Origin of the sequence: Flammeovirga sp. MY04, assembly GCF_001682195.2 — a bacterium.
GTDB lineage: Bacteria > Bacteroidota > Bacteroidia > Cytophagales > Flammeovirgaceae > Flammeovirga > Flammeovirga yaeyamensis.
Map to the genome: position 1 here is coordinate 221677 of NZ_CP003560.2, position 19002 is coordinate 240678.

Consider the following 19002-nt stretch of genomic DNA (forward strand, 5'->3'; position numbering starts at 1 on the left):
TTGTTAACTTTTATTTAATCTACTAATTATATAGGATAAATGCGAAATAAAAGAACAAAACTCTTTTTTCAAAATTTTAACCATAAAAAAAAGCATTGTTTACAAATAAACAATGCTCTTTTACAAGTCTTTAAATGAGAGTGACTCAAATTATTTCAATCCTCTCAATTTACATATTTAGAAACCTCTTTTCAATTCAATTGTGGCTCTTAATGGTCTGGAAACGTTTCCTGCTTCATCTTTAAAGCGAATGTATACATGTTTATATCCATCTTCTTCACCTTTCAGTGTCCATGAAATACTAGGAACAGCTTGCTGCCATTTACCTCCATTAAATGATGAGCTATTTGAGATCATCATTAATGCTGCATCATCAGGTTCTATATTTAAAGTAACTTTTTTATTTATATCATTAGTCACTTTTTCTCCATTATTGATTTTGAAATCAATATTTTTAGGAGCGTTGGTATCTAATTCAATAGAAGAGGAATAAGACTTTGTCTCATTACCTGCCTTGTCTTTAAATTTTATATACACTCTTTTTGTACCGTCGCCATCTGATAAGTAGATTGATTTTTTCTCGCTGAAAACTTCCCACTTACCTTCTTCAAACTGTTGATCTTGAGATACCATCATAGAGTCTGCTTGTCTACATAATATATCAAGTTGCACCTGATGGTCCTGTCTGTTACTTATTTCAGCACCACCATTAATTTTGATACTTCCAGCGAAAGGAGGAGTTCTGTCAATCATTATTTCAGCAGAAACAACGTGAGATAAATTACCTGCCTGATCTCTATAACGAGCGTATATTTTCCTGATACCATCGTCTCCTTCAGCTAAATCCCATTCTACATAATCGTCTTGGAAGATACGCCATTTGTTACCATGGAAAGCAGAAGTGTTGCCTAGTTGATAATATTTTGCTCCTTTAGCTTTAAGAATAACACCAACTTTCATGCTTTTAGTATCCGTCCAGTATGGGGAAGGTACATCAATAGATACTCCGACATCTTCAGGAGGCTTGGTATCTAAAATAATCTTTCTCATGAAAGTTTTAGACTCGTTACCATCTATGTCTTTAAATTTAAAGTAAATAGATTTTACTCCGTCGTTAGCAGACAAGTTATAATTAAATACAGGTTGAAATCTAACCCAGTGGGCATTTTTAAAAGAAGCGTCTCCACTAGCCATTACGTGGGTCACACCTGTACCATGCAATTCTATTTTAATGGAGGTAGAATTTGTATATTTTCCAGACTTAAAAATAATACGTGTTCGGTCCAAAGGGTTTTGGGACAAACAAATATTAGATAAAAGTAGAAACGTTGAGAGAAGTACAATATGTATTTTAGTACTCATTTTAAGTGTTTTTAATCAAATAAATGATAGTAATTTTCTTTTAAACGTTTTAATAGCAAAAATAGTACACAACTAAAACGCAGAAACGGAATAAGATTTGTTAGTAATATGAATTAGATGAAAATCTACAGTATTATTTTTTCAAAGATAGGGCTTTTTATCAACTGATAATTGACTCAAATAATTGAAAGCTTGTACTATATGAAGTATTATCAATTAAATATTGATAACTTTAATTTAACGACTGTTAATTATATATAAAACATATAGTTTAAAACATTTACTGTTAAGTTTTTTTGTATGATATCGAGACTTAATTATATGAATACTTTAAAAGGATATTTATTTATCTTTCTATTATTTATTCTCAACACTTACTCACCAAATCTATTTGCTCAAGAAGTTGCTGAAGGAACTACTTATACTCCTGCGAAATTATCTCAGGAACCTGTAAATGTTACAGCAGATTTATTTCCTACCAATTCGATGGAAGTGGGAGATACAACATTTACTGTATATGGTGACGCTTCAATTCCTTTCAAAATTTATTTTGTAAACGGACCACAATACGATAATATTTTTAACCCGAACCCTACGGGAATTATTCTTAATAATAAAGAGTTTAATTTCTTTTGTTCTATGGAAAAGTCTATTCGTCAGAACTATTCCAACGTTTTAGAGGCAAAAGAATTTGATTACCTAGGTAAAAAATACCTTATGTTAGTCTCTTTTAGAGAAGACTGTTTAGGTGATAACTGTCGTTACCGTTGTTACAATGTTTTTGATATCTCAAGTGAAACATCAATTCGCCAGACTTCTTTCTCTAGTATTTTCCAGGGAACAGATAGCTTCGGTGATTTCAATAACGATGGTAAGTTAGACTTTGTACGTGTAGCACCAAAAGCACAGAAAGGTCACGTTGCCGGGGAAATGGTTACAAATTATTTAGTTACTGCCTATACTTTAAGAAGAGGTATGCCAAGACAGCTAACTGATCAAGGAAATACGTATTATTTATATGTGAAAGGGGACGAAGAGGCGTATTCTTTTGAAGTACTTCAAGCTTACTGGTTCTTTAATGTTAAGGATGCAAATGGTGCAGATGCTGAACCTACCACATATTTTGCGGAATATATTTCATTCGATCCAATGTATAGATACCTATACAACCCGAATGGAGTAAGAATAGAAAAAAACAGATGGTCTGTATTGATTACCGATGTAGGAGATTTGGAATCAGCTCAAGAACAATGTCAATTGGTTCGAGAGTACGATATCGAAGATGTTTATATCATGATCGACCAATACAGTGGAGACATCACTTATCAAGTTTTTGCCGGTAACTTTGTAAGTAAGGAAAGTGCGGTGGCCTATGTGAAAAAATTATACCAATACGGTGTAAAAGGGCAGTTAACCGACTTCCGAAATTCGTACTAATTACTTCCGGAGGAAAATTTGTATTGCTTATATTATTTTTTAATTTAATCAGTTGTAAATAAAAAAGACTGAACGTTTCAAGCTTTTAATTACAATAAAGAAAGAGTTCTTATAAAAACGGATCTATGAAACTATCTAAATTTCATATCATTTTATCTCTATTCTGCTCAATGGCGTTTTTTAATACAGTAAACGCCCAGAATGCAAACGATTTTCTAGAGAAAGCAGATTTCCTTTTAGCTAATAACCGTTACCAAGAAGGGTTGGATATGTTGGACAAGGCGATTGCTGCGAGTCCAAAAGATGGTAATATTTACTTTAAGAAAGCAAATACTTACCTAGCGGTGACAAAATTTAATGAAGCTATTAAAACGTTAGAGGACTGCGTGGTTGCAGATCCTAATTATTTCCGTGCTTATGAAATGCTTGGTGATTTGTATTCTCAAAGAAAACAACCTATCAAAGCAGTAAAATATTACGATTTAGCCTACCAAAAGGACGATGGTGTTGATCAAAAGTATCTATATAAATTAAAGATATTGGATATCTTAGATCAAGCAAACAGACACCGTTTCTCTAAAAAGCATATTGATGACGTTAGAAAACTAAATCTTGTAGAATCATTCGATTTAGATTACTACGAAGCAATGTACTGGAACGAAATGGGACATCCGGAAAAGGCGGAAGAACTAATGGCTAAAATTATTGGTGATATCGAACCTCTTTCTGGTAACGAAAGATATTACTACCAATATATTTGGGCTTTATTCGAAGGCGGTAAATATGCTGAAGCACAAGAGTGGATGGAAAAAATTAATACTTCTGAAGCAGAATCAATGTTTATGATTTTCAAAGAAGATTACTATTTCAACCTTGCTCAAACGTATTTTACTGTGATGGATTACGAAAAGTCGCAACAAATGATTGACGTGACTTTAGGTATCAATTCATCTTACATTGAAGCTTTCGATTTACAAAAGCAATTGGCGGCTATACGTACGGATAAAACAAAGGTAATTGCAGCACAAGATAGAGCATTAATGGCTGAAAAAGATGTAAAAAAGCGTTCTGCTAAATTGTTAGATCTAGCAAACCTTAATTATCAGTCAATGGATTTTGCTACTGCATACATCCACCTAGAAGAATTCCAAAAGGCTTTACCTCAGAATGAGAGAAACCTAAACGTAATTTTCATCAAAACAATGTGTGAAAAGAGCTTAGGAGAACTTGGGGTAGCTACAGAAAAGCTTAAAAAAGTAATTCACAATCCTACAATTAAGCCACCGACAAAAGCGAAATACAACTTTGCTATCGCATTAGTGTATAAAGAAATTGGCGATTACAAAACATCAGAAAATTTCTTGAAAGCGGCATATGGAGGATCATTCAAAAATGCTGTTCGATATGAATTTGCAGATATTCAACGTTTGAAAGACATCAAAGAATTGGAGTCGCTAAACAAGTAATATCAAACAAGATATATTTAGCCCAACTGGTATTTATCAGTTGGGCTTTTTTTGTGGTGATATTTTATGAGACCCGATATTAGTAAATGAAACATCAATATTCTCTTCATTTAATCTAATTATGGAACATCAATTACAAAAATTAGGACGTCTGATCCACCAAGCAAAAATTGCTTTCATAGCATTATCTATTTTAAACGTTGCTTTCCTTCTTTTTGAGGACTGTGTACTATCAGAAAAAATGATAACAGTAGCATGGAGTGGGGTCCTAATGATTTCCATTAAAAGTTTAAATAACTCAATGAAAGACATTCTCATATTATTAATGTTGTTACTGATTTCATTGAATCTCTTTTTATTGATGTTTGATATTGAATTCTTTATTAGACAAAGTTTTGGGTCATTAATAGAATTCATCTCTCTAGCTTTTTTCTTCAAAAGAGTAATAAGAGAAGAAGGAAAGTTACAAACACTTGAATCACGCGTTTATCCTTAATAGTTTAATTTTAGATATACTATAGTAGAAAAAAGGCCATCTGTTGATGGTCTTTTTTTATTTCTAAATTTTTTTTGAAAAAAAATTAAAAAGTAGGGTGACATTTTTTAACCCTTGATATAAGAAGATGTAAAAAGAAAAATTTATCGATTAAAAAACACAATCTATTATTATGAAAAAGTTTATTTACTTATTTATCACATTAGTTACATTTTCATTTGCAAGCACATATGCACAAAACGCTAAAGGCGGAGCAGATATTAAAGGTCCAGGAACATTAAATATTGGTTTAACCTCTGGTTTTTCGAACAATACTTTAGGTTTAATGGCCGATTATGAAATAGCTCAATTAGGTAGAGATTTTACGGTAGGTGCTTTTGTTGATTATCAGTCGTGGTCTGGTAAAGGAAGTACTTTCGGAGCTGGTGCCAGATTTAGATGGTATGCAGATAGAGTATTAAATATACAGAACCCGAAATGGGATGTATATGCCGTGGGTGATGTTGGGTTTGATTTTGGTCATATGAACCAACTACACTGGGGTATAGGTGTGGGTGCTAAGTTCCATATCACTGATAACTTCGGTATTCAAGGGAATATCGGTTCAGGAGCCCAAATCGGTATATGCGTCGGTTTATAATCGATAGATTTGGTTTAATTTAGTTTAGTTGTCACCTCTAGGGAAATTCTCTAGAGGTGACTTTTTTATATCTACATGTTTCTTCTGTACTGACCACCCACTTCAAATAAAGCAGAGGTAATCTGACCTAAAGAACAATATTTTGCAGCTTCCATTAAAGCACCAAAAGTGTTTTCTTGATTTAGAGCCACTAGCTTAAGGGACTCGATACTTTGGTCCACTTCTTTAGAAAGTTTTTGATGTTGCGTCTCTAATGCTTCAATTTGTCCGTTCTTCTCTTCTTCAGTAGAACGAATCACTTCTTCAGGAATAATGGTAGGAGAACCATTTTTAGAAAGGAAAGTATTCACCCCGATAATAGGGAAATCACCATTGTGTTTTAGTGTCTCATAGTACAACGATTCTTCTTGAATCTTCGAACGTTGATACATCGTTTCCATAGCACCTAAAACACCACCTCTTTCAGTGATTCTATCAAATTCAGCCATTACGGCTTCTTCTACTAAATCAGTCAACTCTTCGATAATGAAAGCTCCTTGAATCGGATTTTCATTTTTAGCTAATCCTAATTCTTTATTGATAATCAATTGAATAGCTACAGCGCGACGGACAGATTCTTCTGTAGGCGTAGTAATTGCCTCATCATAAGCATTGGTATGCAAAGAATTACAGTTGTCATAAATGGCATACAATGCTTGAAGCGTCGTTCTAATATCATTAAAAGCAATCTCCTGAGCGTGCAACGATCTACCAGAAGTTTGAATATGATATTTCAGTTTTTGAGAGCGATCGCTGGCTTTATATTTATATTTTAGTGCTTTAGCCCAAATTCTACGGGCCACACGACCAATCACTGCATATTCCGGGTCCACACCATTCGAGAAGAAGAAAGAGAAGTTCGGAGCGAAATCATCGATCTTCATTCCTCTATTCAAGTAGTATTCGATAAAGGTGAAGCCGTTAGCTAAAGTAAATGCCAACTGAGAAATTGGATTTGCACCCGCTTCAGCGATATGATATCCAGAAATCGATACGGAATAGAAGTTTTTAATGGCGTTGTCAGTAAAATACTGTTGCATATCGCCCATTAAACGAAGAGAGAATTCTGTAGAGAAAATACACGTATTTTGTGCTTGATCTTCTTTCAGAATATCAGCTTGTACGGTTCCTCTTACTTTCTTAATGGTCTCTTGTTTGATTTTTTGATACACCTCTTTATCAAGTACCTGATCTCCAGTAACGCCTAATAACATCAGTCCTAAACCATTGTTATTCGATGGGATTTCTCCTCTATATTTTGGTTGATCTCTGTCAGGATAGATCTTATCAATCTTTTTCTTAACCTCCTTCTCTAAACCATGCTCTTTGATGTACAATTCACATTGCTGATCAATAGCTGCATTTAAGAAAAAGGCCGTCATAGCGGCTGCAGGGCCGTTAATCGTCATAGAAACAGAAGTAGACGGAGCGCAGAGATCGAAACCTGAGTACAAACGTTTGGCATCATCCAAACTCGAAACATTTACACCAGAGTTTCCAATTTTGCCATAAATATCTGGACGGAATGCAGGATCTTCACCGTACAAAGTCACTGAGTCAAATGCTGTTGAAAGACGAGCGGCAGGTTGACCTTCAGATAAATAATGGAAACGCTTGTTGGTACGTTCAGGGTTTCCTTCTCCAGCAAACATACGGGTTGGATCTTCCCCCGTTCTTTTAAAAGGGAAAACACCAGCAGTATAAGGAAATTCACCAGGAACATTTTCCTGCATTGACCATTTCACGATATCTCCCCATCCTTTGTATTTAGGAAGGATGACTTTCTTGATTTTCGTACCGGAAAGTGACTCTGATACGGCTTCTACATTAATATCTTTTCCCCTCACCTGATAAGTGAAAGTATCCTTGCTGTAAGCCTCAACTTTATCTTTCCAAGCATGAATCAAATCAACCACTTCATGATTTGTCTTCCGCTCAACTTCTTGATAAGCCTTTTCTAAAGTAGCTTTTGTTTGAACATCACTTTCTAATAATTCGATCGATTTTTTCAGACCAAATAACTGATCAGCATAAGTCGATTGTTCTTCTACAAATTCATTGTAATTACGAATCACATCAGTGATGTCTGACAAATATCTAACTCGAGCAGGAGGGATGATATGAAAACGTTCTCCCTCATATTTATTCTCTACTTTTGGTAGTTGTAAATCAGTAGATTTATCATTGATGAGCTCTACTAATTTATTATATAACTGATTGACTCCCGTATCGTTAAACTGAGAAGCCATTGTGCCATATACCGGCGTGTCATCATCAGGTAATTCGAATTGTTGATGATTTCTACGGTACTGTTTTGCAACATCTCTCAATGCATCTTGAGCTCCCTTTTTATCAAATTTATTTAAGGCGATCACATCTGCATAATCCAGCATATCAATCTTTTCCAATTGAGTTGCCGCACCATATTCTGGCGTCATCACATAAAGTGATACGTCGCTGAAATCGATAATTTCTGTACCTGATTGACCGATACCTGAAGTTTCCAAGATGATCATATCAAACTTAGCTGCCTTCAGAAGCATCAGTACTTCTTTTATATTTTTTGATAAAGCGATATGTGCCTGACGTGTCGCCAAAGAACGCATATACACTCTATTATTTGATATCGCATTCATGCGGATTCTATCCCCTAAAAGTGCTCCACCTGTTTTTCTTTTGGAAGGATCGACAGAAACGATGGCAATCTGCTTATCTTCTGTAGAGGATAAGAAGCGTCTGATTAATTCATCGACTAAACTCGATTTACCTGCTCCACCAGTACCCGTGATACCTAAAACAGGAATGTTATTTTTGTCCGCTTTCTCTTTGATTTGCTCTAAGAAATCGCTCACCTCATCTTGACTATTTTCGATTGCAGAGATGATTCTTCCTAGGTTTTTATGTGATTTATTCTCCAGGTTAAGCGTCTCTTTGGTAATGTTTTTACCAGTTGGGAAATCACATTTCTGAAGAATATCGTTAATCATTCCCTGCAAACCCATTGTTCTACCATCATCAGGAGAATAGATACGATTGATACCATATTCGTGTAGTTCCTTAATTTCAGTAGGTAGGATTGTGCCACCACCACCACCGTAAATACCGATGTGAGAAGCACCTCTTTCTTTCAATAAATCGTGGATATACTTAAAGTATTCTAAGTGCCCTCCTTGATAGGAAGTAATCGCAATGCCTTGAACATCTTCTTGAATAGCACAGTCAACTATTTCTTGTGCAGATCGGTTGTGGCCAAGGTGGATAATTTCGGCACCTGTAGATTGCATGATTCTTCGCATGATGTTAATAGACGCATCATGCCCATCAAACAAGGAGCCTGCAGTGACCAACCTAATCTTATTACTGGGTGTATAAGGTTGGTTAGAATTCATTTGTGAAGTCATTTCTTTTGTGTGTGTTTAAAGCAAGAAAAAATCATCTTTACGATGTAGTGTATTGAGTTCGTTTACTCAATGATGTTCTTACTAGTTGTTTTTATGTGTGGTTATATGTAACTCAACGTGAAACGCATCAAGTTGTTTTTCTATGTTGAGTGTATGTTGGTGTTTATATTGCAAGTTTAATCGTTTTTTTACATTCTCCAAACCAATCCCTCCTTGTTTGTCTTTTGATATAGTTTTTTTGGGGATAGAGTTACTCAATTTGAAATGAATTTCACCTTCATCATCTACTTTAAGTGATAGCTTAATCCAACCTTCAAGGTGATTTTCTATGTGACTGTGTTTAAAAGCATTCTCAATAAAAGGGGCAAAAAGTAATGGAGCCACCCTCACATTTTGATGTTCGACCTGAATATCAATATCCACATTGTCTTTAATGTTATCACTCTTAAGAAGGTGTAATCCAATAAAGTTATTTAAGTATTCGACTTCTTTAGTAATTGGTACTGTGTCGGTGGTAGTGTCGTATAACATGTAGCGTAGTAAATCAGATAATTGCAATACCACTTCCGGTGTTTTATCTGATTTCACTAAAGATAAGGAGTAAATGTTATTCAACACATTGAACAAGAAATGCGGATTGACCTGAGATTTTAGAAAACTCATTTCTGACTTTACATTCTCTTCTCTTAGTTTCGAAGCCTCACTTTCTTTCTTTAAACTGTAAACAGTCATTCTATAGGAAGTACTTGCTAGGGCCACCACTCCAAATAAAATAAGGTTATATAAGGATTCAAAGATTTTAAACCCTCTTCGAACACGTTTAGGAATTTTTCTGTCTTCACGTAGTTCTTTATGTCTAATTTTCTGACGAATATCTTGAGGTGGTTTTTGAGGGTTAAGATGTTCGTCTTGTGTAGGAGGAATTTCAGTTTCATCAAATGGAAAATGCATGGTAGCTATTGTTTTTTGTTTCCATTTATTGAAAATGAATTTTTCTACTTCTATATAGGTAAAAGAGGAACTTATCACCAAAAAAAGTAAAACGATAGCATACAATCCGTGCTTCTTTTTAATAAGTAATTTGGGAACTAAATACTTTACATTGATGAACCATATAAAAATTTGAGCTCCGATAAGTAAAAGAGCTTTTAAAAAGGCATACCAAACTCCAAACCTTTCACTGAAAAAGTTGAACGTTAAGGCAAAGTAGGCAACGATTACTAAGGTTTGCCACAGTTGAGTTTGTGAGAATTGAAAAGCAAATTTATTCTTCATACAGTGAAGTTATAAAAAAATGAATGGGTTAAAGTAATGTCAGTTAGGCTATTCAACGAAAGGATTCAAATTTTCAACGAATAACTCTTTTATCATCCCACTAAAAAATCGCACTTTATTTTACATATTCATTAAATAAATCAAAAAAATGCGACCTAAGTCATTTTTTTATTCCAAAAAACTAAACATTTATTAAATTCGCACATTGGAACAGAAAGACCCTCTCGAGTGTTTTTCAATTTTTTCAAAAATATAACAACAAATTTCGGTAGCATTTCAGTGTGTTTCCTGATCATCACATAAGAAAAAAGACATGACAAAAGCGAAAATTATCTACACCAAAACAGACGAGGCACCAGCTTTGGCCACTTATTCATTCTTACCAATTGTAAAGTCGTTTACAAGTGCAGCAGGTATTGAAATCGAAACGAAGGACATTTCATTATCTGGTCGTATCTTGGCTAACTTCCCAGAGAACTTATCAGACGATCAAAAGGTAGGCGATGCATTAGCGGAATTAGGTGCATTGGCTAAAACTCCTGAGGCTAACATCATTAAATTACCTAACATCTCTGCATCAATTCCTCAATTACAAGCGGCAATTGACGAGCTTCAAGCAAAAGGATATGCTATTCCTGATTACCCTGCTGAACCTCAAAATGCAGAAGAGGAAGAGATCAAAGCTAGATATGCTAAAGTATTAGGTAGTGCTGTTAACCCAGTATTGAGAGAAGGAAACTCAGACCGTAGAGCACCGAAAGCGGTTAAAAATTATGCGAAGAAACATCCACACTCAATGGGTGCTTGGTCTTCTTCGTCTAAATCTCACGTAGCTTCTATGTCTGCAAATGATTTTTATGGTTCTGAAAAATCAGTCACTGTTGAAAAAGCAACGGATGTAAAAATCGAATTGCATAAGGCAGACGGTTCTGTTGAGGTATTAAAAGAAAAAGTAGCCCTTTTAGATGGCGAAATTATCGATGCTTCAGTAATGAACATGAAAGCGTTGAAAGCATTCTTCGCGGAGCAGGTAGCAGATGCTAAAGAGACAGGAGTATTGTTCTCTTTACATATGAAAGCAACAATGATGAAAGTGTCTGACCCAATTATTTTTGGTGCAGCAGTTTCTGTATTCTATAAAGACGTATTCGAAAAATACGGTGAGTTATTTGAGGAACTAGGTGTTACTCCAAATAACGGTATCGGAGATGTTTACGCTAAAATTAAAGGACATAATAAAGAAGCGGAAGTAATCGCAGCTTTAGAAGCAGTGTACACTGACGCCCCTGATTTAGCAATGGTCAACTCTGATGAGGGAATTACTAACCTTCACGTACCTTCTGATGTAATTATTGATGCATCAATGCCTGCAATGATCCGTACTAGTGGTCAGATGTGGAACAAAGAAGGAAAGCAACAAGATACAAAAGCAATTATTCCAGATAGATCGTATGCAGGTGTTTACCAAGCAACAATCGACTTCTGTAAGCAGAATGGTGCTTTAGACCCAACAACAATGGGTTCTGTATCAAACGTTGGCTTGATGGCAAAGAAAGCAGAAGAGTACGGTTCTCATGATAAAACATTCCAATTGGCTTCAGCAGGTACTGTAAAAGTAGTAGACGCTTCAGGTGCAGTATTGATCGAGCAATCAGTAGAGGAAGGTGATATCTTCAGAATGTGTCAGGTAAAAGATCTTCCAATTCAAGATTGGGTGAAGTTGGCAGTGAAGAGAGCGAAAGCTACTCAAACTCCAGCGGTATTCTGGTTAGACGAAAAAAGAGCACATGATGCTGAATTGATCAAAAAAGTAAATAAATACTTAGGTGATCACGATACTGCAGGTCTTGAGTTATTAATCAAAGCGCCAGTAGAAGCAACTACTTTCTCTTTCGAAAGAATTGTGAAAGGTTTAGATACCATTTCTGTAACTGGTAACGTATTGAGAGATTACCTTACAGATTTATTCCCAATTCTTGAAGTAGGTACTTCAGCAAAAATGCTTTCTATCGTACCATTAATGAACGGTGGAGGATTGTTTGAAACAGGTGCAGGTGGATCAGCTCCTAAGCACGTACAACAGTTCGTTAAAGAAGGATACTTAAGATGGGATTCTTTGGGTGAATTCTTAGCCTTGGCAGTATCATTAGAGCACTTGGGTGATACATTCAACAACCCTAAAGCAAAAGTTTTAGCAGAAACATTGGATGTAGCCACTTCTAAGTTCTTGGACAACGATAAATCTCCTGCCCGTAAAATTGGTAGCATCGATAACAGAGGTTCTCATTTCTACTTAGCATTGTACTGGGCGCAAGAACTAGCTGCTCAAGATAAAGATGCAGAGTTGAAAGCACAGTTCACTGAGTTAGCGAACGAGTTGACAACAAACGAAGCGAAGATTAACGAAGAGTTGATTGGAGCTCAAGGTCAACCTCAACAAATTGGAGGTTACTTCTTGCCAGAATTTGATCAAGCATCAAAGGCAATGAGACCAAGCTTTACATTGAATGATGCTTTATCGCAATTGGTATAGACATCATAAAAATATAAAACCTTTAGAAACCTCACGTAAGTGGGGTTTCTTTTTTTCTATTGATTAAAATTGCACTATTCTTATAATTACTAATAATAACATGTACAAAAGTACGTTTATTGATTAGAAAATACCGATTATGTATAATTTTTGTTTTAGTACAATTGGATGATAAGGAGGGTTTAAATTCCTAATTATTTAATTGATAAAGACTAATAATTATGCATTGATCAATTTCACTGAGGATAGTTTTGAAGTAAATTATTGTTTACTACTCAATTCAATTTTTTATACATTCAATTAGCAACACTATAACCTGTGTTTTTCGAAATCAGGTTACTAATTTTTAATGTGTGATTTGATCACATAGATTAACTTTCTGTAGAAAAATGATACAAGGAAATGTGGCTTTTTACCAAAATATGCCAATTCAAGTTTTTAAAAAATTTGCCGATCAAATTGGGTTAGCAAATGGAGAAGATTTGGATCAGGTTTATAACACTATAAAAGAAGGTAAAGAAATTATGGAATTTGGTTCTGGTTACGGTAGAATCGTAAAAGGACTAAAGGACAAAGGATATAATGGGAAATTATATGCAGTTGAAATTGTAGACGCGTTAATTGATAAATTAAGTCTTCAAAAAACGGATAATATAGAAATAATACATTCTGATTTAACCGAATTAGAATGGAAGAACGATTCTTTGGATTACATACTTTGGATGTGGTCTGGAATATTAGAATTAACAGAAGACGAACAACAGGCTGTTATCAAAAAAGCATACAAATGGCTTAAAAAAGGAGGGGCGCTTATCATAGAATGTCCAATGAATAAGGCTATTTCCAAAGTCGGAATGTTATCAAATGATAAAAAAATTGTCGTAGAGGAGGAGTGGGGTGTCTTAAATGCGACGCTTGTAGAAGCGGAAGATGTGGCATTATATTCATCTAAGGCAGGTTTTGAGAGTCATTCGCTACAAACATATACTACTACCACAAATCTGACTCGTGCGATCTACACTTTGAAAAAATGAATTAAAGAAACATCTTTAGGGGAATTAAACTGAGGAAAAATGAAGAAATTACTCTTTGTAGGTCTGTGTATTCTCGTCAATTTATCTAACGCTTATGCTCAACGCTTTGGTTATATCGATTCTCAGGTAATTATTGAACAGTTGCCAGAGTATCAGGAGGCGGAAGCTAGTTTGCAAAAATTGACTGACAAATGGTTGGGTCAATTGGATAAGATGAAAGCTGAGATAGCTGATTTGGAAAGGGCATATGCTCACGAAGAAATCTTGTTAACACCAGAAATGAAACAGGAAAAACTTGATAAAATTGCTGGATTAAAAGAGGCAATGAGAGAGTTTCAGACGAATCATTTCGGTTATGAAGGATTATTGTATTCGAAACGTATGGAGTTTATGAAGCCTTTACAGGATAAAATTTCTAAAGCTTGTGAAACTGTAGCGAGACAGAAAAAGCTAAATTTTATCTTCGATAAAGCTTCAGATTTAACTTTAATCTATTCAGATCCTAAATATAACTATACAGACTTCGTTTTAGACGAACTTGGTGAGGGAGATCCTGAGGATTCTCCAAGATAATTTATATTTTTGCAGTCGAACTTTCCTCAAGGTTAAAGTTTAAATTATAATCGGAGAAACTTTTATAGAAATGAAGAAAATCTTATTTGCGCTTTGGTCGCTGATGATGCTCTCTTCGGTAGCAAATGCACAACAGAAAGTGGCATTTATTAACGAAGATAGTGTGATCACTTCAATGCCTGAGTTTAAGACACAGCAGAAGATTATTGAATCTTATGCGAAGCAGTTTCAAACTCAAATTGAGATGAAGCAGAGAACAATGCAGGAGAAGTACCAAACGCTAATGCAAGGTCAACAAACTATGTCTCCTCAACAGTTGGATGAAGGACAGAAAGAGTTGCAGGAGATGCAAGTAGAAGTTCAAGAACTTCAACAAAGAGCACAGCAAGGGATCCAGAAAAAACAGCAAGACGCTATGGAACCTCTTATGAAAAAGCTTAAAGAACAAGTAAAAGCTGTTGCAGAGGCTGAAGGTTACAGTGTGGTAATTGCCAATGGGGTAGTTAACCGTATCGGTTTCCTAATCAATGCTGGTGGTGAGGATATCACTGGTAAAGTTATCGCTAAAATAAATGGACAATAGTCTAAGTTTAAGATATTAAAACTTACAAACAAGAAATTATGAAATTAAGAGTTGTTTTCGCATCATTATTCGCAGTGATGCTAATGGGATTCGGAACTGAAAGCAAGGCACAAACTAAAATCTTTGCTTACGCGGATTTAGATTCAGTAGTACGTTCGATTCCCGAATACGAAACTAAAATTAAAGAATTAGAAAGCTACCAAAATCAATTGATGGCTTCTATGCAACAACAACAGCAAGAGTTCCAAACTAAATATGCTGACTTCCAACAAAACCAAGCGAACTGGCTGCCAGAAATCATCCAGCAAAAAGCACAGGAGTTAGAGTTGTTACAAAAGAACTTACAAGACTTCCAACAAAACGCTCAGCAAAACTTGCAAAAGCGTCAGTACGAAGCATTCACTCCACTTCAACAAAAAGCTAGCGAAGCTGTTGAAGCGGTAGCAAAAGAAAAAGGTTACCAATATGTTATTCCAATCGACATGTTGATCTACAATAACGGAGCTGATGACATCACTGCTGATGTAATCAATAAAGTGAAGTAATTAATTTTTTACTTTATAGAAAAGCTGATTCATAATCATATGGATCAGCTTTTTTTTATATCTAGTTTTTTAGGGTCCTGTTGCGTGATAATGATTATGTTTTGGTGATGATCAAAGTCAATTATTTGTGAATGTAACTTAAATACATTTGTGTTATTGATAATTAGTCTAAATAACCATAATCAGAGTTACTTTGAAAAACTTCGCTTTAATTCAGATACTTCTTCTTCTTTCTTGTGCTATTACGAATGCAAGTCCAATTAAAGTTATTGGTCATATTACTTCAGGTGATGAACATGTTCCTTTTGCCAATGTCTCAATAAACGATGGCCAAAAGGGTGTTTTTGCAGATAAAGATGGGCATTTTACTATTGAATTAGAAGAAAACCAAACCTACTCTTTTCTAGTGTCAGTAGTAGGGTATAAAGATCAAACTATAGAATTTAAGCCCACACGATCAAATCATGATATTCATTTTAATTTGACAAAGGATTTATTGGAATTAAATGAAGTGATTGTCTCAAGTAGTAGACGTTCTCAATCAAGGCAAGAAACCTCAAGTGTAGTCAATGTAGTCGGTAGCGATTTCTTGATGAAAAACGATATTAAAGTAGTTGGAGAGGGCTTGAATTATATTCCAGGAACAAGAGTAGAGAGTACATGCGGAAACTGTGGTTCCACTCAACTTCGTTTAAACGGCTTGGAAGGTCCCTATACGCAAATACTAATTGATAGCCGTCCGTTATTTAGTGGTTTGGTAGGAGTGTATGGTTTGGAGCAAATTCCAGTAGCCATGATCGACCAAGTAGAGGTAGTTAGAGGTGGTGGTTCTGTACTTTATGGTGCCAATGCTATTGGAGGAACAGTAAATATCATCACAAAATCACCGAAGTTTAATGCTTATGAAGTGGGGACTAACTTTGGAACTATAGATGGAAAGTCTCATGATTACAATATGTATTTCAATACATCATTGGTATCGAAAAATGAGAAAACGTCGAGTTATATCTATGGTTCATACAGAAACAGAGATGCCTGGAATGCTAATCCTGACGATATTTATTATCAATTAGATGATGATGGCAACCCTATTGGAAATCCAATTAAAGATGACTTCTCAGAACTAACTGCCATGAAAACACTTTCTTTAGGTACTAAAGTGTATCATCAGTTTTCTGATTACAACAAGCTGTCTTTTGATCTGAAATATACACACGACGAAAGAAGAGGAGGGAATAAACTAGATTTACCTAAAGATCAGGCAGACATTACAGAATCAATCGATATGCATATTGGTACAGCAATGCTAAATCACGATTGGTTCAGTAAAGATAAGAAGTTGCATTTAAACTCTTATTTAAGTGGTCAATATGTACATAGAGATAGTTATTATGGAGCTTACCAACAAAAAGATGGCTTTGGATTAACTACCGGACAAACGGTTGTAGCAGGTTCTCAGTTAAATATAAATTTAGGTGAATTTTGGAATGGGAAATCTTTCTTTGTAACAGGTGTAGAATACATCAACGACCAGATTCATGATAAAAAACTGTCTTACTTTGATGAAGATTTAGGACAAAATACTCAGGATGCGACTGTATCTGATCAAATTTCGAACACCTATGCGATCTTTGCTCAAAACGAATGGGTGAGTAACCGTTGGTCGGTTTTACTAGGAGCACGTTGGGACTTTGTGGATATTGTCGATAATCAGACACACGAAAACGATAAGCGAGTAAATTCTATTAACCCTAGGGTGAACTTAAAGTATAAATTAAACGAGAATATGCAATTGAGAGGTGGCTTTGCTACTGGATTTAGAGCTCCTCAGATGTTCTCAGAAGATTTACATATTGAAGTGACAAGTGGACAGGGTGTAAGAACGCAATTAGATCCTAACTTAAAGCCAGAATCTTCTCTGTCGTATAACTTGGCCTGGGATTTTGATAAGACCTTTGGTCATGTTCAGACGTATTTCCTTGTGGAGGGATTCCACACAAGAATTAAAGACCGTTTCGATAATCAATACAATTATTTGGATGATGGTACTTTGATCCTGTTTAAAAGAAATTCAACATCAGATGCTATTGTACAAGGTATCAACCTAGAGGGAAGGGTTGCTCCATCAGAAAAACTATCTTTCCAAGCTGCTTATACTATTCAATCAGCTAAATATGAAGAAGAAAACCAATGGGGTGATGAAGACTCGAGTACATCAAAATATATTTTGAGGACACCTAATCAATATGGATCACTTAGTGCCGATTACAAAATTTCCAATCAATGGACGGCAACAATGACGGGTGTATATACAGGTAGCATGCACGTGCCTTATTTGCCTGGAGGATTTGTTGATGGTCAATTAACTACTGAAGAAGAGTTGATCCAATCAGAACAATTCTTTGATATGGGATTGAAAATTGCCTATATGACCAAACTTACAAAGGACTCAAACATCCAAATTGGAGCAGGAGTAAAGAATATCTTTAACCAAATGCAATCTAACTTTGTGAGTGGTGTGGACAAGGATGCCGCTTTTGTGTATGGGCCGATTACACCAAGAATGTTCTATATAGATATTAGAATTGGTAATTTATTGAACTAATCTACAATTCATATAAATAGAAAAGGCCTTAGAAATTAATTTTTCCAAGGCCTTTTTCCTTTTGTCTTCGATCCTAGATTTCACTCTTAGGATTATTATTTTCTGGTAACTTAATCGCTACTCTTAATTTTGCACTTCTAGCTCTTCTATTCGTAGCAATCTCTTCTGGAGAAGCGGTAATAGGCTTACTTTTCAAAGGTTTTAATGGACGAAGAAGGTTGCCATAGAAATCCTTTTCGTGTTTCCCTTCGAAGTTTCCAGATTTGAAGAAGTTCTTCACCAAACGATCTTCCAAAGAGTGATACGATTCGATCACGAAATATCCACCTTCTTCTAAAACTTCAGCACCTTGTTCCAACATCTCTCTCAAAGTCTCTAACTCCTCGTTTACTTCAATTCGGATGGCTTGGAACACCTGAGCAAAGAATCTGTTTTCTTTACCTCTTGGAGCCATCGGTCTTAATGCATTCATCAAGTCCAAGGTAGTTTCTATCGTAGCTTGAGAACGAGCATTAATAATTAAACTTGCCGCTTTACCAGGATGCGTTAATTCTCCGTATAATTTGAAGATCTCTTTTAGTTTCTTTTCATCGAACTCATTGATGACTTCTTTGGCAGAAACAGCACCCGATTGTGCCATTCTCATATCTAAAGGAGCTTCTCCTCGCGTAGAGAATCCTCTCGATGTTTCATCAATTTGATGAGATGAAATACCTAAATCGCCCAAAATACCAGCTACCGTTTTGATACCGTGTAATCTTAAAAAGCGTTTTAAGTAACGGAAGTTCGCCGCACAGAAAATCAGACGATCATCGTTAATCGCTTCTGCATTTTTTCTTGCATCAGGATCTTGATCAAAAACAACAAGTTTACCTGTAGTTAAACGACTTAAAATTTCTCTTGTATGACCACCACCGCCAAATGTGACATCCACATAGGTTTTTGTTGGATCAATATTTAAACCGTCTACACACTCGTGTAGCATTACAGGAACATGGTAATCGCTCATTAAT

Annotated in this window: 14 protein-coding genes; 10 read left to right on the forward strand and 4 right to left on the reverse strand. The window is 35.4% G+C overall.

From position 1 onward, the window contains the following. Window positions 1-177: 177 nt before the first annotated feature. Window positions 178-1362 (reverse strand): hypothetical protein, encoded by a 1185-nt coding sequence (locus MY04_RS00880; RefSeq protein WP_158297504.1) that lies wholly within the window; start codon window positions 1360-1362, stop codon window positions 178-180. 321 nt (window positions 1363-1683) lie between these two features. Here MY04_RS00880 and MY04_RS00885 point away from each other — a divergent pair, with 321 nt between their 5' ends. From MY04_RS00885 to MY04_RS00900, 4 genes are all read left to right on the forward strand, one after another. After that, window positions 1684-2799: an SPOR domain-containing protein gene (locus tag MY04_RS00885; RefSeq protein WP_158297505.1), complete on the forward strand. Its 1116-nt coding sequence runs from the start codon at window positions 1684-1686 to the stop codon at window positions 2797-2799. 125 nt (window positions 2800-2924) lie between these two features. After that, on the forward strand, window positions 2925-4265 hold the full coding sequence (locus MY04_RS00890) for a tetratricopeptide repeat protein (RefSeq protein ID WP_158297506.1): 1341 nt from the start codon (window positions 2925-2927) through the stop codon (window positions 4263-4265). A 121-nt stretch (window positions 4266-4386) separates the two neighbouring features. Then, window positions 4387-4761, forward strand: a complete 375-nt coding sequence (locus MY04_RS00895) for a hypothetical protein (RefSeq protein ID WP_066204972.1) — start codon at window positions 4387-4389, stop codon at window positions 4759-4761. Window positions 4762-4933: 172 nt separating this feature from the next. Next, window positions 4934-5401, forward strand: a complete 468-nt coding sequence (locus tag MY04_RS00900; protein WP_066204977.1) for a hypothetical protein — start codon at window positions 4934-4936, stop codon at window positions 5399-5401. A 71-nt stretch (window positions 5402-5472) separates the two neighbouring features. Here the strand turns inward: MY04_RS00900 and MY04_RS00905 are convergent, their stop codons facing one another. Both MY04_RS00905 and MY04_RS00910 read right to left on the reverse strand, forming a co-directional pair. Next, window positions 5473-8841 (reverse strand): methylmalonyl-CoA mutase family protein, encoded by a 3369-nt coding sequence (locus MY04_RS00905; protein WP_236941088.1) that lies wholly within the window; start codon window positions 8839-8841, stop codon window positions 5473-5475. Between the two features lie 81 nt (window positions 8842-8922). Then, window positions 8923-10116, reverse strand: a complete 1194-nt coding sequence (locus tag MY04_RS00910) for a sensor histidine kinase (protein WP_066204980.1) — start codon at window positions 10114-10116, stop codon at window positions 8923-8925. A 313-nt stretch (window positions 10117-10429) separates the two neighbouring features. Here MY04_RS00910 and MY04_RS00915 point away from each other — a divergent pair, with 313 nt between their 5' ends. From MY04_RS00915 to MY04_RS00940, 6 genes are all read left to right on the forward strand, one after another. Beyond that, window positions 10430-12649 carry an NADP-dependent isocitrate dehydrogenase gene (locus MY04_RS00915; RefSeq protein ID WP_066204983.1) on the forward strand — a complete coding sequence of 740 codons (2220 nt, stop codon included), beginning with the start codon at window positions 10430-10432 and terminating at the stop codon, window positions 12647-12649. 389 nt (window positions 12650-13038) lie between these two features. After that, window positions 13039-13683 carry a class I SAM-dependent methyltransferase gene (locus MY04_RS00920; protein ID WP_066204986.1) on the forward strand — a complete coding sequence of 215 codons (645 nt, stop codon included), beginning with the start codon at window positions 13039-13041 and terminating at the stop codon, window positions 13681-13683. Window positions 13684-13722: 39 nt separating this feature from the next. After that, the gene (locus MY04_RS00925) at window positions 13723-14256 is read left to right on the forward strand and encodes an OmpH family outer membrane protein (RefSeq protein WP_066204994.1); all 534 of its coding nucleotides are present in this window, start codon (window positions 13723-13725) and stop codon (window positions 14254-14256) included. Window positions 14257-14326: 70 nt separating this feature from the next. After that, complete coding sequence (locus MY04_RS00930) at window positions 14327-14839, forward strand: OmpH family outer membrane protein (RefSeq protein WP_066204996.1); 513 nt, start codon at window positions 14327-14329, stop codon at window positions 14837-14839. Window positions 14840-14877: 38 nt separating this feature from the next. Continuing rightward, window positions 14878-15384 (forward strand): OmpH family outer membrane protein, encoded by a 507-nt coding sequence (locus MY04_RS00935; RefSeq protein ID WP_066204998.1) that lies wholly within the window; start codon window positions 14878-14880, stop codon window positions 15382-15384. Window positions 15385-15577: 193 nt separating this feature from the next. Beyond that, window positions 15578-17989, forward strand: coding sequence for a TonB-dependent receptor (locus MY04_RS00940; protein ID WP_066205000.1), 2412 nt, complete (start codon window positions 15578-15580; stop codon window positions 17987-17989). A 73-nt stretch (window positions 17990-18062) separates the two neighbouring features. Here the strand turns inward: MY04_RS00940 and rsmH are convergent, their stop codons facing one another. Then, complete coding sequence (gene rsmH, locus MY04_RS00945; RefSeq protein ID WP_066205003.1) at window positions 18063-18998, reverse strand: 16S rRNA (cytosine(1402)-N(4))-methyltransferase RsmH; 936 nt, start codon at window positions 18996-18998, stop codon at window positions 18063-18065. Window positions 18999-19002: the final 4 nt, after the last annotated feature.

Bases quoted from the DNA above. Each gene is read 5' to 3' on its own strand.
- MY04_RS00880 (WP_158297504.1), bottom strand. From the start codon at position 1,362: ATGAGTACTAAAATACATATTGTACTTCTCTCAACGTTTCTACTTTTA.
- MY04_RS00885 (WP_158297505.1), top strand. From the start codon at position 1,684: ATGAATACTTTAAAAGGATATTTATTTATCTTTCTATTATTTATTCTC.
- MY04_RS00890 (WP_158297506.1), top strand. From the start codon at position 2,925: ATGAAACTATCTAAATTTCATATCATTTTATCTCTATTCTGCTCAATG.
- MY04_RS00895 (WP_066204972.1), top strand. From the start codon at position 4,387: ATGGAACATCAATTACAAAAATTAGGACGTCTGATCCACCAAGCAAAA.
- MY04_RS00900 (WP_066204977.1), top strand. From the start codon at position 4,934: ATGAAAAAGTTTATTTACTTATTTATCACATTAGTTACATTTTCATTT.
- MY04_RS00905 (WP_236941088.1), bottom strand. From the start codon at position 8,841: ATGACTTCACAAATGAATTCTAACCAACCTTATACACCCAGTAATAAG.
- MY04_RS00910 (WP_066204980.1), bottom strand. From the start codon at position 10,116: ATGAAGAATAAATTTGCTTTTCAATTCTCACAAACTCAACTGTGGCAA.
- MY04_RS00915 (WP_066204983.1), top strand. From the start codon at position 10,430: ATGACAAAAGCGAAAATTATCTACACCAAAACAGACGAGGCACCAGCT.
- MY04_RS00920 (WP_066204986.1), top strand. From the start codon at position 13,039: ATGATACAAGGAAATGTGGCTTTTTACCAAAATATGCCAATTCAAGTT.
- MY04_RS00925 (WP_066204994.1), top strand. From the start codon at position 13,723: ATGAAGAAATTACTCTTTGTAGGTCTGTGTATTCTCGTCAATTTATCT.
- MY04_RS00930 (WP_066204996.1), top strand. From the start codon at position 14,327: ATGAAGAAAATCTTATTTGCGCTTTGGTCGCTGATGATGCTCTCTTCG.
- MY04_RS00935 (WP_066204998.1), top strand. From the start codon at position 14,878: ATGAAATTAAGAGTTGTTTTCGCATCATTATTCGCAGTGATGCTAATG.
- rsmH (WP_066205003.1), bottom strand. From the start codon at position 18,998: ATGAGCGATTACCATGTTCCTGTAATGCTACACGAGTGTGTAGACGGT.